Origin of the sequence: Pseudomonas sp. PS02303, assembly GCF_029959925.1 — a bacterium.
GTDB lineage: Bacteria > Pseudomonadota > Gammaproteobacteria > Pseudomonadales > Pseudomonadaceae > Aquipseudomonas > Aquipseudomonas mandelii.
In genome coordinates this window covers 1-15,193 of sequence record NZ_JASCOM010000050.1, presented here as the reverse complement: position 1 = coordinate 15,193, position 15,193 = coordinate 1, and the positions used below count along the sequence as shown (strand labels likewise).

The window sequence follows — 15,193 nt, the reverse complement described above, 5'->3', positions numbered from 1 at the left end:
GAGCCTGCTCGCGAAGACGGCTTAACAGTCAACATCGACATTGGCTGATCCACCGCCTTCGCGAGCAGGCTAGCTCCCACAAGGGTCCGCGGCGATTTACAAGTAAGTGTTGTGGTTGACCCAAGGCATCTGTGATGAAATGCGACCCCACTCTCTATCGCGCTGCGCCGCCATCACTCGCCGTGAAACCCCGTCTGATTCGCCATCTGTTCCTGCCCCCCCTGGTCATCGCCCTGATGATCGGATTGGGTTACCTCGGCTTCTGGGTCAGTGAGCACTACGGGATTCGCAGCCTCAGCGAGAACGGCCAGCGTCAGCTTGAACTGCACGCCCGCGCCGTCGAGAGCGAGATCAGCAAGTACACCTACCTGCCCAGCCTGCTGGAACTTGAATCCAGTGTTTCAAAACTGCTGGCCGACCCGTCACCGGAACACCGGCAGACGGTCAATGATTACCTCGAAGGCCTGAACCGGCGCAGCCGCAGTCGGGCCATCTACGTGATGGACACCACCGGCCGCGTCATGGCCACCAGCAACTGGCGCGATGTCGACAGTTACCTGGGCGAAGACCTGTCCTTTCGCGCCTATTTCCAGAACGCCGTGCGCGGTCAACCGGGGCGCTTCTACGGGATCGGCAGCACCAACGGCGAACCCGGTTACTACCTGGCCCACGGCCTGGAAGAACACGGCAAGATCATCGGCGTCGCGGTGGTCAAAGTCCGCCTGGAAGCCATGGAAGAACGCTGGCAGCGTGCGCGCCTCGAAGCCTTTGTCAGCGACGAGAATGGCATCATCATTCTGTCCAGCGATCCGGCTCGACGGCTCAAATCGGTGGTTCCGTTGAGCGAAGAAACCAAGGAAAAGCTGGCCCGCAGCCTGCAGTACTACTGGTTCCCGCTGAACGAATTGCAGCCACTGGCCCGGGAAAAACTGGCCGAAGGTGAAGAAAAACTGACCTTCCCCGCCAACAGTGAAGTGGAGTCAGACGAAGAGGACATCAGCTACCTCTCGCAGACCCGCCCCCTGAGCGACACCCCGTGGAACTTCACCCTGCTCACGCCGCTCCAGGATTTGCGCCGTGAAGCGATCAATCAAGGGATTCTGGTGGCAGTGGCGTTTGCCCTGGTGGCGTTCCTGCTGATTGCCTGGAACGAGCGGCGCAAGGTGATCGCCACCCGCCTCGCCGCCCGTGAAGCCCTGCAGCAAGCCAATAATCAACTGGAGCGTCGGATTACCGAACGCACCACGGATCTGCGCGCCAGCAACGAACGCCTCAAGGGGCAGATCCGCGAACGGCGTCAGGCTGAAGAGACGTTGCGCCGCGCCCAGGATGAGCTGGTGCAGGCCGGCAAACTCGCCGCCATCGGCCAGATGTCGACCAGCATCGCCCACGAACTGAACCAGCCGCTGGCGGCGCTGCGCACCTTGTCCGGCAATACCGTGCGCTTTCTCGAGCGCGGTCAACTGGACGTGGCCAGCACCAACCTGAAGACCATCAACGAATTGATCGACCGCATGGGCCGGATCACCGCCAGCCTGCGCTCCTTCGCCCGTCGCGGTGACGACAAGGGCCAGGCGTGCCTTGGCAAAGCGGTAGATGCCGCGTTGCAACTGCTAGGAGGTCGCGTGGAAAGTGTCCATCTGCAACTGCATCGTGACTTCAAAGACGTGCAGGTGCAGATCGACCAGACCCGTCTCGAGCAGATCCTGGTCAACCTGATCGGCAATGCCCTCGATGCCATGCAGGCACAACCGTTGCCCGAGTTGTGGCTGGAAGGCGAAGCATTTGATGGCAAATATCGCCTGCGCGTGCGCGACAACGGCCACGGTATCGACGCCGAAGCACGCAAGCATTTGTTCGAACCGTTCTTCACCACCAAACCCGGCGAACAAGGCCTGGGCCTGGGCCTGACACTATCCGCCAGCCTGGCCGCCGCCACCGGCGGGCACCTGGGTGTCGAACACCCGGCCAGCGGTGGCACCACCTTCGTCCTCAGTTTACCGTTGGTAAGCCCCACTCACGCCGAGCCAATATGAACAACGACCTTAGTGTGCTGATCGTCGAAGACGACCCCCATGTGCTGCTCGGCTGCCAACAGGCGCTGACCCTGGAAGACATTCCCTGCGTGGGCGTGGGCAGCGCCGAAGAAGCGCTGGAGCGGGTTGGCGACAATTTTGCCGGCATCGTCATCAGCGACATCCGTCTGCCGGGCATCGACGGCCTGGAACTGCTGACCCGGCTCAAGGCGCGCGATCGCAGCTTGCCGGTGGTGCTGATCACCGGCCACGGCGACATCTCCATGGCCGTCGGCGCAATGCAGAAAGGCGCCTATGACTTCATGGAGAAACCTTTCTCCCCGGAACGCCTGGTGGACGTCGCCCGCCGCGCGCTGGAGCAACGCAGCCTGGCCCGGGAAGTGTCTTCGTTGCGCCGGCAACTGGCGGAGCGCGATTCCCTCGAAGGCCGCATCATCGGCCGCTCGCCGGCCATGCAGAACCTGCGCGAACTGATCGCCAACGTCGCCGATACCTCGGCCAACGTGCTGATCGAGGGCGAAACCGGCACCGGCAAGGAATTGGTTGCGCGCTGCCTGCACGACTTCAGTCGCCGCCACACCAAACAATTCGTCGCGCTGAACTGCGGCGGCCTGCCGGAGAACCTGTTCGAAAGCGAGATCTTCGGCCATGAAGCCAACGCGTTCACCGGCGCCGGTAAACGACGGATCGGCAAGATCGAACACGCCGACGGCGGCACGCTGTTCCTGGATGAAGTCGAAAGCATGCCCCTGCCCTTGCAGATCAAACTGCTGCGGGTGTTGCAGGAGCGCACCCTCGAACGCCTGGGTTCGAACCAGAGCGTGGCCGTGGATTGCCGGGTGATTGCCGCGACCAAGTCCGACCTCGACGAGTCGAGCAAGGCCGGCGAGTTTCGTAGCGACCTGTATTACCGCTTGAACGTGGTGACCCTCGAATTGCCGCCCTTGCGCGAACGTCGCGAAGACATCCTGCAACTGTTCGAACACTTCCTGCAGCAGTCGTCCCTGCGCTTCGACCGCGCCGTGCCGGAACTGGACAACCAGACCCTGTCGAACCTGATGAGCCACGACTGGCCGGGCAACGTGCGCGAACTGCGCAACGTCGCCGAGCGTTTTGCCCTTGGCCTGCCGGCCTTCAAGAAATCCGGCACCAGTGGCAGCAATCAGGGTCTGGCCTTCGCCGAAGCAGTGGAAGCGTTCGAACGCAACCTGCTCAGCGACGCCTTGCAACGCAGCGGCGGCAACCTGACCCAGGCCAGCCTGGAACTGGGAATGGCCAAGACCACGCTGTTCGACAAAGTGAAAAAATACGGGCTGAGCCACTGATGGACCTGATCCTCAAAGCAGCGCTGGGGGCGGCGGTGGTCGTCATCCTCGCGGCACTGGCCAAGACCCGAAACTATTACATCGCAGGCCTGGTGCCGCTGTTTCCGACCTTTGCGCTGATTGCGCATTACATCGTCGGCAAGGGGCGTTCGCTGGAGGATTTAAAGACCACCATCGTGTTCGGGATGTGGTCGATCATTCCGTACTTCGTTTACCTGGCGACGTTGTACGTGATGGTCGACCGGATGCGGCTTGAAGCGTCGCTCGCCATCGCGGCAGTGGCGTGGCTGATGGCGGCCACCGTCCTCGTCACCGTCTGGGTCCGCCTCCACGCTTGACCATCCCCCCTGTGGCGAGGGAGCTTGCTCCCGCTGGGTTGCGAAGCAACCCCATTACCTGCAATCGAGTTTCAGCAGAAAAACCTCCTTGACCGCTTAGGGGCTGCTTCGCAGCCCAGCGGGAGCAAGCTCCTCGCCATAATGAATTTCAGTGCAGCAGACGGCTGGCCCGCCCCTTGCATTTACCCCCAAAAGCCCCCTCGGCCGGCGTTCATGATGGATGAAGCCGGTGTCTGGGAGGGTCTGCCAAGGGTGAATTGCGACCTTGAACATTTTAGATCTCGACCACAGCCTGACGGCCCAGGCGCCCATCTCGCGGCTGCTGGAAAGCGGCCGTGCCAAACGCCTCGACTTGCTCGACCTCGGCCCGAAACTGCGGCTGTGGTCCAGCGAACGGACCTGGCGGCGGTTCGCCGAACGCTTGCAGCAACGGCCCCGGCACAGCGGCCCGCAACCGGAAATCTTCTTCGTCGGTTCCGGTGATTACCACCATCTGACCCCGGCATTTCTGACTGATTTGCCCGAGCCGGCAAGCCTGATTCACTTCGACAACCACCCCGACTGGGTCCGCTTCGCCCCCCGTCGGCATTGCGGTTCGTGGGTCAATCAGGCACTGAAACTGCCGAACATCCAGCGCATCGTCACCCTCGGCCCGTGCAGCGACGACCTGCAGAATCCACAGCTCAAGGGCGGCAATGTCCGGGCGCTCAAACGCGGCGTGTTGCAGCTGTTTCCGTGGCAGCGCCCGCCCTCGAAAGTGTGGGGCCGGGTCGGTGACGGCGCTGGCCATCGACAGCAGGAAAACCTGCTGCACTGGCGCAATCTGGCGGAGCTCGACTGGCCGGTGTTTCTCGAACAGATGATCGCCAGCCTGCCCACCCGCGCAGTGTGGATCACCCTCGACAAAGACGTGTTGGCCTGCGAAGACGCGGCGACCAATTGGGACCAGGGCGGCATGCGCTTGAGCCACTTGCTGCAAGCCATCAGAGCCTTGGCGGCCAGCAAGCGAATCCTCGGCATCGACATCTGCGGCGAGTACGCCCGACCGGCCTTCAGCAACGCCCTCAAGCGCTGGGAAGCCAAGTCGGACCAGCCCCCGGCCGAACGCTGGAGCGAAGCGGATCTGCTGCGCAACGCGGCGACCAACCAGGCGTTGATCGATCTGTTCGAGGAGTTGTTTCCATGACCTTCACCGTGATTGTGCTGGTGGCGTTTTCCATTGTGCTGGACGTCATCGGCCAGCTCTGTTTCAAGCTCGGCCTGGATCGTTTACCGGCGCTCGAAGGCGGGTTTCGCCTGAATGCGTTCTGGGGCCAGGTATTCAACGCGCCGCTGCTGTGGTGCGGGATCGGCGCCTACGTAATCGAATTTTTCGTCTGGCTCGAAGCCCTGTCCCGGGCGCCGCTGAGCCTGTTGTTTCCAGCGGCGGCGCTGGCGTACTGCGGCGTGGTGCTGGCCGGCAAACTGATCCTCGGCGAGACCGTCAGCCGGCGGCGCTGGCTCGGCACTTTAGTGATTACGGCGGGCGTGATGCTCGTGTGTGTCACCCATGCATGAGGCTCAAGCGATGATCAGGAACAAGACCGACTGGCTGCATGAACGCCTCGGTACGGTGGTGCTGTGGGCGTTGTTGATCGGGTTTGAAAGCGCCGGCCAGATCGCCACCAAGGTCGGTGGAGATCAGCTGGGGCAGATGGATTTCAACCTGCAATGGCTGCTGGCTGTGGCGGTCAATCCCGGGGTGTGGTTTGCGATTGCCTGCTACATCGGCGCGTTTTTCGTGTGGATGCTGATCTTGCGGCGCAGCAGTCTGTCCCTGGCGTTCCCGCTGAGTTCGCTGGTGTTTGTCGGGGTGTTGCTCGGTTCGTGGCTGGGGCTGGGCGAGCAGATCAGCGTGCTGCACTGGGTGGGGGTGGCGGTGATCATGGGCGGGATTGCGTTGCTGGCCGAAGGCGAAGAAACCTGAAAATCACCGCAATTCCTGTGGCGAGGGAGCTTGCTCCCGTTCGGCTGCGCAGCAGTCGTAAAACAGGCTGGCGAGGTATTTCTGGAAGAATGAGTTGCCAAGTTTGGGGGCCGCTTCGCGACCCGGCGGGAGCAAGCTCCCTCGCCACAAGTGCTTAGTTGAACTTGTAGGCCAGTGCCGCCTGCACTTCCCCTTGGTTGGTCTCACCGAGCTCTTTGACAAGGCTGCTGTCCGCCGCAGAACCCGTCAGGTGAATCCAGCTCGCGCTGGTCAACAACGACCACTGCGGCGCCAGCGGAAACTCGAAACTCTGAGTCAACGCCACATTCTGCAAACCACCGCCCTCGTTGTACGGCCGAATCCCTGAGGCTTGTGATTCATTGGCACTGACGCCGAAGAACGTCTGACTCTGCCGCGCATCCGCAAAATGCGCGGTCAGACCGGAGCTGCCAATCACCCCGCCACCCAGTGGATAACCCACCTCCCCGCCAACACGCCCCAACACCCCGCCCTGGCCGCCGCGCCCTCCAACCGCTTGCCCGACCGAGGCAAACACCCGCCAGAAATCAGCCGGCGCGTACTGCACAAAACCGCCCACCTCGCCCATGTCCGGCACATCGCGCAACCCCTGCAGTTCGCCGTTGGACGTGCGCCCCGGCAGGTAATTCACGAACGGTCCGGCGCTGAAACCCTTGGTGTTCAGCGCGTCCCAGGTCAGCCCGTCGTCCGTACTGAGGCTGACATTGCCCCAATCCAGATCGAGGTAAGGCACCGGCCGGGTTTCGTAGCGGCTACCGGTCGGATCGTGGGGCTGATAGCTGAGGCCAGCCCCCGCCTCACCGGTGATGCCGTCCGCTGAAACGCTGGCCGAAAGGCACGTCAGCACGGCGAAGAGAGCAATCGTAATCCTCGACATGAGGCCATTCCTTGAACTGGATGTGCGCGCATCAATCCCCGAATCGCCCCTCTCGCGCAAGCACTCATGTTGTTTGTAGCGACCTACAAAAATTGTAGCTTCACCGCCATCCAAACCCGCCTCAACCCCAGCCCCGCTGGGCCAAACCCGGTTGGCACAGTCCCTGCTCTACCCCCTTGGCAAGCGCAAACAGCGCCTCCTGCCAAGATAGGTACAACAGATGATTGACTGGCATATCGTGTGTGATTTCGACGGGACCATCACCCGCACCGACGTGATCGACAGCATCCTCCAACGGTTCGCCGACCCGAGCTGGGAAGCGATCGAAAACGAGTGGCTGGCGGGTGACATCGGTTCCCGTGAATGCCTCAGCCGCCAGCTCTCGCTGGTCAAGGCCACACCGGGCGAACTGCTCGGGTTCTTCGACACCATCGAGATCGACCCGGACTTCCCTGACTTCGTCGACCACGTCATCGGCCTCGGCGCTTCCCTTGAAGTGGTCAGCGACGGCATCGAGCAAGGCATTGCACGGATCCTGGCGCGCCACTACGTCAGCCTTTTGCCGATCCTCGCCAACCGCCTGCGGCAGCTCGACCACCAGAGCTGGCGCATCGACTTCCCTCACGCAAGCGATGCCTGCCGCGCCGCGTCCGGCAACTGTAAATGCAAATCCACCCCCAGCGCCAAACGGGTGCTGGTGATCGGCGACGGGCAGTCCGACATGTGCGTGGCCGCCACCGCCGATTTCGTATTCGCCAAGGATCGCCTGGCCGAGCACTGCGAGCGCAACGGCATCGCCTACGCCCGCTTCGACAGCTTCGCCGATCTGCCTGCGTTGCTCGCCCTGCTGCCAAGCGCCAGCGCCGCCAACGCCACCTCTTTCAACGTAGAAACACAGGAACGCTTCCACCATGTCTGATATTCGAATCGCCACACCTGAAGACCAGGTCCTTCTGGATAAAGAAGCCAAGTACTGCTCCTACGGCGACACCGTTCACTACATCGATCCGCCGCGCATTTTCAGCCGCTGCGAAGGTTCCTACGTATGGGACACCGAAGACCAGGCCTACCTCGACCTGCAAATGTGGTACTCGGCGGTCAACTTCGGTTATGCCAACCCGCGCCTGAACAATGCGCTGAAACAGCAGATAGACACCCTGCCGCAGATTGCCAGCCAGTACCTGCACAAGGGCAAGATCGAGCTCTCGGAAATGATCGCCGTGGACGCGAAAAAGAAGTTCGGCCTCGACGGCCGGGTGCACTTCAACGTCGGCGGTTCGCAGTCCATCGAGGACTCGCTGAAAGTCGTGCGTAACGCCACCAATGGCAAAAGCCTGATGTTCGCCTTCGAGGGCGGTTACCACGGTCGCACCCTCGGTGCGTCGTCGATCACCTCCAGCTACCGCTATCGCCGCCGCTACGGCCACTTCGGCGAGCGCGCCAATTTCATCCCGTTCCCGTATCACTTCCGGGGCCCGAAAGGCATGACCAAGGAAGAGTACGGCAGCCATTGCGTGCAGCAATTCGCCCGCCTGTTCGAGACCGAATACAACGGCGTCTGGGACCCGAAAGTCGGCCAGAGCGAATACGCCGCGTTCTACGTCGAGCCGATCCAGGGCACCGGCGGTTACGTGATTCCGCCGATGAATTTCTACAGCGAACTCAAGCATGTGCTGGACCAGCACGGCATTTTAATGGTGGTCGATGAAATCCAGATGGGCTTCTGGCGCACCGGCAAGCTGTGGTCGATTGAGCACTTCGATGTCAAACCGGACGTCATCGTCTTCGGTAAAGCCTTGACCAACGGTCTCAACCCATTGGGCGGCATCTGGGCCAGGGAAGAGCTGATCAACCCGAAAATCTTCCCGCCAGGCTCGACCCACTCGACCTTCGCCTCCAATCCGCTGGGCACGGCGGTCGGCCTGGAAATGTTCAAGATGACCAGCGAAGTCGATTACGGCAAGAGGGTCATGAACAAGGGCAAATACTTCCTCGAAGGCTTGAAAGACTTGCAGAAACGCTACCCGATCATCGGCGACGTCGATGGCCTGGGCCTGGCACTGCGTTGTGAAATCTGCGGGCCGGACGGCTTTACGCCGGACAAGGCAACGCTCGACTTCATGGTCGAAGAAGGCATGAAAGGTGACATCGAAATTGACGGCAAACGCCTGGGCCTGATCCTCGATGTGGGCGGTTACTACAAGAACGTGATCACCCTCGCGCCGTCGCTGGAAATCAGCTACCCGGAGATCGACCTCGGCATCGCGCTGCTCGACCGTCTGCTTGATCGGGCGATGAAACGATGAACCCCTCTTTTTCAAGGGCAGACGAGATCGACATGGGCGAAGGCAGCGCCGGTTTCGTTCTCGGCAACGGCGAGGTCGCGGTGTTGTTGATCCACGGCCTCACCGGCACGCCGACCGAATTGCGACGGGTCGCGATGGGCCTGGCCAAGGCCGGCTGCACGGTCTATGTGCCGACCCTGGCCGGCCACTGCGGGGACAACGCCGACCTGCAAGCCACCGGTTGGCACGACTGGTACGAGAGCGCGCGCAACACCTTCGTTGGTGTGCGACGCAAGCATGAGCATGTGTTCGTCGGTGGCTTGTCGATGGGCGCGGTGCTGGCGATGTACCTGGCGGCCGAGCATCCGGGGCAGATCAAAGGCTTGCTGCTGTATTCGACCACCCTGCGCTACGACGGCTGGAACATGCCTTGGGTCGCCAAACTGAGCAGCCTGGTGATGTCGATTCCGTTTGGCGTGCACCTGTGCCGCTTCAACGAAAAATCACCGTTCGGCATCAAGGACGAACGCTTGCGCGCCATTGTCGAACGGCAGATGAAGGCCGGTGAAAGCGCCAATGCCGGATTGCTGACCATGTCCGGCGTGAGTGTCCGGGAACTGCATCGATTGGTGGCCGCGGTGAAAAAGCGCATGCCGCAGATCACCACCCAGGCGCTGGTGCTGCACTCACGGGAAGACGACATCACCAGCCGCTGGAACGCCGACTATGTCGAACGCAAACTCGGCGGCCCGGTAGTGAAAGTCCTGCTCGACGATTGCTATCACATGATCACCGTCGACCTGCAATACCGCCGGGTCGTGGAGCTGAGTGCGGACTTTATCCAGCACCGGTTCATGCAACAAGTCACCGCCCCGCAACCCATGCGCCAGGACTATCGGCAACTGGCCTGAACACATTTGAAGAAGCTACGCATGCCCACCCTGTTACCCACAATGGCAGCCATCCCCCAATCCCTGTAGGAGCGAGCCTGCTCGCGATGCACTCAAGAGCGCCGCGTTTCTCCTGTAACCCCACGTTATCGTTAACGACCATCGCGAGCAGGCTCGCTCCTACAAGGAAACGATGTGATCACTGCCCTTGCCTATTCAACCATCGAAGCCATCGACCGCAGTGCCTGGAATGCCTGTTTCCCCGGCGAACTGGAGGACTGGGATTATTACCGGGCCGTTGAACAGGCAGGCATTGCGGATTTCCGGTGGCGCTATCTGGCGCTGTACGAAGACGAGGTGTTGATCGCGGCGGCAGTGGCATTCACCACCGCGTATTCGCTGGACACCACGGTTCAGGGACCGGGTAAACGCGTCACCGAGCAGTTGCGCCGCTGGTGGCCGGGGCTGTTGGACGTCCGCTTGTACGCCCTCGGTTCGCCGGTGGCCGAGCAATGCCATGTGGGGACCGCACGCCAGATCGACCCCGCACGGCGTCCGGCCTTGCTTGAGCAATTGTTAATCCTGGCGCGCAACGACGCCGACCAGGCCGGAATCGGTCTGCTGGCGGTCAAGGACGCGTCCCATCGCGATCCACAGTGGTTGCAGGTGTGCCAGGCGGCCGGTCTGCAAAGCATGCCCGGCCTGCCCAGCGCCGAACTGCCGATCCGTTTTGGCTCCGTGGACGCTTACCTCGGCACGCTCGGCAAATCCACCCGTAAAGACCTGCGCCGCACGTTGCGCGCGCAAGGTCCGCGCATCGAATGGCGGCGCACTGTGGAAGACCTGCTCCCACACATGATGGCGCTTTACGAAGCCACCCTTTCACGCAGCGACCTGACCTTTGAACGCTTGCCATCGGAGTACTTCCGCCAGGTCCTCGAATACCTCGATGAACGCGCCGCGTGCGTGCTGTACTGGGTCGGCGATGAGCTGGTAGCGTTCAACCTCGTGCTGCTGGACGAGCAACGCCTGGTCGACAAATTCTTCGCCCATGACCTGACCCGAACCCGCGAGCACAATCTGTACGTGCGCAGCTGGCTGGCCAATGTCGACTACTGTATTGAACACGGCATCCCGATCTACGCGTGCGGTCAGGCCGGCTATGCCAGTAAGTTGCGCCTGGGTTGCTCGTTCACCGGCAACACCGTGTTTTTCCGCCATCGCAACCGAGTGCTCGACGGTCTGTTGCGACTGGTGAAAATGTTCATTCGACCGGACCGCTCCGAACCTGCCATGGCTGCTGCATTAAGCGAAACTTCATGATCAAAAACCGCCCCGCCACCGCCCGACCTTTCGCCCTCTCCGGCTGGAGCCTGCAGCGCAAACTGGTGTTGGCGTTCTGGCTGGTCAGCGTGATTCCGACCATGATCGCCGCAGAACTGGCGGCCACCACCCTGTCGCAGATTTTCGACAGCAACGTGCGGATCTGGCTGCAGGAATCGACCCAGATCGTCGAGGACGAGATCACCGAGATCCGCCGGGATAACGCCCGGGCCGCGCAGTTGTTCCTGCGCTACACCCGCCCGCCGACGGACCGGTTATCGAGCAAGCACGACAAACTGACCACCGACATCGCCGATTCCATGGGTATCGACGTGGTGGCGCTGGTGCGCAACAGCGATCACAAAGTGGTGTTCAGCACCGCCGCCGATGACATCGTCCGGCAGATCAGCACCGAGTCCAAGGCGTTGTTGCAGACCCTGCAAGTCGGCGGCATCCCCACCGGCACGGTGGTCTCGACCTTCGAGACCGATCAGGACGGCGTCGACTACAAACTGGTGATCGCCACCTACCTGGACAGCAGTTTCCTCACCAGCGTCGCCGATGTGCACTCCCTCGACCTGCGCCTGTACCTGGCCAAGGCCGATGACTTCTCGGAGATCTTTTCCACCCAGCGCTTCGAAGATCACCCGGCGGCGGTACCGGAAAAAATCGAACAGACCCTGCGCAGCACCAAGCAGCCGATCGAACAATTCACCAATCGCTACAGCGGCATCTACCGGCCGATCCTCAATGAAAGCGGTGAGCTGCAAGGCGTGATTTTCAGCGGTCTGCTGCGCCACACCAGCCTGGTCGGGCTGGTGAACCAGAGCAACCTGTTCATCCTGATTTTCCTGCTCAGCTCGGCGGCGTCCCTGGCGGTCGGCTGGATTGTTTCGCAACGCCTGACCAAGCCGTTGCGCGGGTTGTCCAAAGGCGTGCAAGCGGTGATTGCCGGGGATTACCGCCAACGCCTGGCGGTCACCGGCGGCGACGAACTGGCGGAATTGAGCAGCACCTTCAACCACATGAGCGAACGCCTCGGCGAGTTGCAGCACCTGGAATCGCAACTGCGCCGCCGCGACCGTCTGCATGCCCTGGGTGAAGTTGCCATGGGCCTGGCCCATGAAATCCGCAACCCGCTGGGCATCATCAAGACCGCCACGCAACTGCTGCACCGGCGCGCCGATTTGCCCGAGACCGACAAGCGTCACCTGGAATACGTGGTCAGCGAAGTCAGCCGCATCAACGACCTGATCACCGATTTCCTCGACTTCGCCAAGCCCAGCGCGCCGATGCGTTCGACCCAGGCGGCGCGGCCGCTGGTGGATGACCTGGTCGGCTTCTGCGCCCCGGAGCTGGCCAGCCATAACATCGATGTGCACATCAACGATCAGGCCCCCGGCGCGACCCTTCATGTCGACGCGCGGCAACTCAAGCAGGCCGGCCTGAACCTGATCGTCAACGCCATCGACGCCATGCCCGACGGTGGACGGCTGACCGTGGCGATCAGCAGCGAATCGCCGTACACCGTAATCAGCATCAGCGACACCGGCCAGGGCATCGAACCGGATATGCTCGAACGGATCTTCACGCCGTTCGTCACCACCAAGGCTTCGGGTACCGGCCTGGGGCTGGCGAAGGTGTTCTCGATCATGGAAGGTCATGACGGGCGCATCGAATGCGTCAGTGAAAAAGATGCCGGGACCACCTTCACGCTGTACATTCCGGCCAACGGTGAAGACTTCGACGAGGGCAGCGATGACACATAACGTACTGGTGGTGGACGACGAGCCCAAGCTCTGCGACTTGCTGGCATCGGCCCTGGGTCAGAACGGCATCCAGGTGTTCACCGCCGGCAACGGCTTGCACGCGCTCAAGGTGCTGGAGTGCGAGGACATCGACCTGGTGATCAGCGACTGGCGCATGCCCGGCATGGACGGCCCGCAGTTGCTGGCGGAAATCAAAAGCCGTTTTCCGCAGCTGCCGGTGATCGTCATGACCGCCTACAGCACGGTGAAAAACGCCGTGCAGTCGATGCGCAACGGCGCCTTCGACTACATCGCCAAGCCGTTCGACATCGACGAACTGGACATCACCGTCAGCAAGGCCCTGCAATTTCGCGACATCCTCAAAGACAACCAGCGCATGCGCGCCGAGCTTGATGAGCATCAGCAGATCGACAGCCTGATCGGCGACAGCCCGAGTTTTCGCCGGGTGCTGCACGCCATCGATTCCGTGCGCGAAAGCAACGCGACGATTCTGCTGACCGGCGAAAGCGGCACCGGCAAGGAAATGGTCGCCCGGGCGATCCACAAACACGGTAACCGCGCTGACAAACCGTTTGTGGCGGTGAACTGTGCGGCGATCCCGGAAGGGTTGCTGGAAAGCGAAATGTTCGGTCACCGCAAAGGCGCGTTTACCGGCGCCGTGGCGGATCGCGTCGGGCGCTTCATGCAGGCTGACAAAGGCACGTTGTTCCTTGATGAAATCGGCGAAATGCCGCTGGCCTTGCAGGCGAAAATCCTCCGGGCCTTGCAGGAACGGGTGATCGAGCCGGTGGGCGATCCGCGCGAGCGCAAGGTCGATGTGCGGGTGATTGCCGCGACCAACAAGAACCTGCTGGACGCGGTGGCCAACAAGGAGTTTCGCGAGGACCTTTATTACCGCCTCAATGTGTTCCCGATTCCCTTGCCGGCCCTGCGCGAACGTGTGGAAGACATCGCGCCGCTGGCCCGGCATTTTGCTCACACCCTGGGCGCCACGGCAGGCAAGCGTTTTACCGGATTCAGCGCGGAAGCCTTGCAGGCCATGGCTCATTATTCGTGGCCAGGGAATATTCGTGAGCTGCAGAACTGCGTGGAACGAGCGACGATTGTCGCGTCGGGGGCGGTGATTGAAGAGGAAGATTTGCCGGCGTATCTGTTTGCCTCAAATGCCGGCACCAGCGGTGCGCTGGTCACCGAAGGCAGCGTGCCGGCGGATCTGGAAGCGGCGTTGGCGGAGGTCGAGAAGGCTTACATTCTGGCGGCGCTGGCGCAGAGCAATGGTGTACAGGCTGCGGCGGCGCAGTTGATCGGGATCTCCGAGCGCAGCTTCTGGTATCGCCTGAAGAAACTGGGCATCCACGTCGACAAAATCGTCAGGTAACCGCTCCCCCCTGTGGCGAGGGAGCTTGCTCCCGCTCGGCTGCGCAGCAGTCGTAAATCCAGCGAATGCGGTCAGCCTGGCTACAACGGTGCTGACATTGGGGCCGCTTCGCAGCCCAGCGGGAGCAAGCTCCCTCGCCACAGAAACACTCCCGGTAATTAGCTCACGGTCCCGCCCTTCGATTCGCTCATGATCTGCCGAATCGCCCCGACAAAGGTTTCGACCGGCTGCCCGCCCGTCACCGCGTACTGCCCGTTGAACACCACCGTCGGCACCGAACTCACCCCGCGCGCCAGCCACAACTTCTCTTCTTTGAGCACCTCTGTGGCGAATTCATCGGACGCCAGAATCGCCTCCGCCCGCTGCCGATCCAGCCCCACGCTTTCAGCCATCAGCGCCAACTGCTTGTGATCCGCCGGATTGCCGCCCTCAGTGAAATACGCCTTGAACAGCGCTTCCTTCAGATTGAACTGCAACCCTTCCAACCCCGCCCAAAACAACAACCGATGCGCATCAAAGGTGTTGTAGATGCGGCTGTTGCCATCAGTGCGAAACGCGAACCCGACCTCGGCGCCACGGGCGCGGATCATCTCGCGGTTCTTCTGCGACTGCTCCGGGGTCGAGCCGTACTTTTCAGTGATGTGTTCGGTGATGTTCTGCCCTTCCGGCCCCATTTTCGGGTTCAGTTCGAACGGCTGGAAACGGATCTCGGCCTGGACCTCATCGCCCAGTAAATCCAGGGCCCGGGTCAGGCCATACAGACCGACCACGCACCATGGGCAGGACACGTCGCTGACGAAATCGATTTTCAGGGGGGTACTCATCATTCACCTCGCAGGCTTGGATCGCGCGGAAAGCTGGAACAATACACCCGAAGACTGGCGCGCGCAGGTCCCTTGTAGGAGTGAGCCTGCTCGCGATTGCGGTCTGACATTCAACATTGATGTTGACTGATACACCGCCATCG

At 61.7% G+C, this 15,193-nt stretch carries 14 protein-coding genes; 12 read left to right on the top strand and 2 right to left on the bottom strand.

The annotated features are described in order from the left end of the window. Nucleotides 1-134: 134 nt before the first annotated feature. The 6 genes from QMX98_RS14100 (at nt 135) to QMX98_RS14075 (ending at nt 5,665) form a co-directional block, all read left to right on the top strand. Nucleotides 135-2,036: a sensor histidine kinase gene (locus tag QMX98_RS14100; RefSeq protein WP_077749905.1), complete on the top strand. Its 1,902-nt coding sequence runs from the start codon at nt 135-137 to the stop codon at nt 2,034-2,036. Beyond that, nucleotides 2,033-3,361 carry a sigma-54 dependent transcriptional regulator gene (locus QMX98_RS14095; protein WP_010457707.1) on the top strand — a complete coding sequence of 443 codons (1,329 nt, stop codon included), beginning with the start codon at nt 2,033-2,035 and terminating at the stop codon, nt 3,359-3,361. The genes QMX98_RS14100 and QMX98_RS14095 overlap by 4 nt, the downstream gene beginning before the upstream one ends. 8 nt (nt 3,362-3,369) lie before the next feature. After that, nucleotides 3,370-3,699 carry a GlpM family protein gene (locus QMX98_RS14090; protein WP_169857921.1) on the top strand — a complete coding sequence of 110 codons (330 nt, stop codon included), beginning with the start codon at nt 3,370-3,372 and terminating at the stop codon, nt 3,697-3,699. A gap of 265 nt (nt 3,700-3,964) precedes the next feature. Then, entirely contained in the window at nt 3,965-4,885 is a 921-nt protein-coding gene (locus QMX98_RS14085; RefSeq protein WP_010457709.1) for a hypothetical protein, read from the top strand. Next, complete coding sequence (locus tag QMX98_RS14080; RefSeq protein WP_083375843.1) at nt 4,882-5,256, top strand: EamA family transporter; 375 nt, start codon at nt 4,882-4,884, stop codon at nt 5,254-5,256. Before QMX98_RS14085 ends, QMX98_RS14080 begins: the two co-directional genes overlap by 4 nt. 10 nt (nt 5,257-5,266) lie before the next feature. Continuing rightward, complete coding sequence (locus QMX98_RS14075; protein ID WP_010457712.1) at nt 5,267-5,665, top strand: transporter; 399 nt, start codon at nt 5,267-5,269, stop codon at nt 5,663-5,665. A 154-nt stretch (nt 5,666-5,819) separates the two neighbouring features. On the opposite strand, the gene QMX98_RS14070 is transcribed toward QMX98_RS14075, so the two are convergent. After that, nucleotides 5,820-6,581, bottom strand: a complete 762-nt coding sequence (locus QMX98_RS14070) for a MipA/OmpV family protein (RefSeq protein WP_282410936.1) — start codon at nt 6,579-6,581, stop codon at nt 5,820-5,822. A gap of 220 nt (nt 6,582-6,801) precedes the next feature. Here QMX98_RS14070 and QMX98_RS14065 point away from each other — a divergent pair, with 220 nt between their 5' ends. From QMX98_RS14065 to QMX98_RS14040, 6 genes are all read left to right on the top strand, one after another. Continuing rightward, nucleotides 6,802-7,500 carry an MtnX-like HAD-IB family phosphatase gene (locus QMX98_RS14065; protein ID WP_010457714.1) on the top strand — a complete coding sequence of 233 codons (699 nt, stop codon included), beginning with the start codon at nt 6,802-6,804 and terminating at the stop codon, nt 7,498-7,500. Further along, on the top strand, nt 7,493-8,887 hold the full coding sequence (locus QMX98_RS14060) for an aminotransferase class III-fold pyridoxal phosphate-dependent enzyme (RefSeq protein WP_010457715.1): 1,395 nt from the start codon (nt 7,493-7,495) through the stop codon (nt 8,885-8,887). The genes QMX98_RS14065 and QMX98_RS14060 overlap by 8 nt, the downstream gene beginning before the upstream one ends. Then, nucleotides 8,884-9,777, top strand: coding sequence for an alpha/beta fold hydrolase (locus tag QMX98_RS14055; protein WP_042932618.1), 894 nt, complete (start codon nt 8,884-8,886; stop codon nt 9,775-9,777). The genes QMX98_RS14060 and QMX98_RS14055 overlap by 4 nt, the downstream gene beginning before the upstream one ends. A gap of 174 nt (nt 9,778-9,951) precedes the next feature. Then, nucleotides 9,952-11,079: a GNAT family N-acetyltransferase gene (locus QMX98_RS14050; RefSeq protein ID WP_282410935.1), complete on the top strand. Its 1,128-nt coding sequence runs from the start codon at nt 9,952-9,954 to the stop codon at nt 11,077-11,079. Continuing rightward, nucleotides 11,076-12,848, top strand: coding sequence for an ATP-binding protein (locus tag QMX98_RS14045; protein WP_282410934.1), 1,773 nt, complete (start codon nt 11,076-11,078; stop codon nt 12,846-12,848). Before QMX98_RS14050 ends, QMX98_RS14045 begins: the two co-directional genes overlap by 4 nt. Continuing rightward, nucleotides 12,838-14,226 carry a sigma-54 dependent transcriptional regulator gene (locus tag QMX98_RS14040; protein ID WP_077749832.1) on the top strand — a complete coding sequence of 463 codons (1,389 nt, stop codon included), beginning with the start codon at nt 12,838-12,840 and terminating at the stop codon, nt 14,224-14,226. The genes QMX98_RS14045 and QMX98_RS14040 overlap by 11 nt, the downstream gene beginning before the upstream one ends. Nucleotides 14,227-14,384: 158 nt before the next feature. Here the strand turns inward: QMX98_RS14040 and QMX98_RS14035 are convergent, their stop codons facing one another. Beyond that, nucleotides 14,385-15,050 (bottom strand): DsbA family oxidoreductase, encoded by a 666-nt coding sequence (locus tag QMX98_RS14035; protein ID WP_282410933.1) that lies wholly within the window; start codon nt 15,048-15,050, stop codon nt 14,385-14,387. Nucleotides 15,051-15,193: the final 143 nt, after the last annotated feature.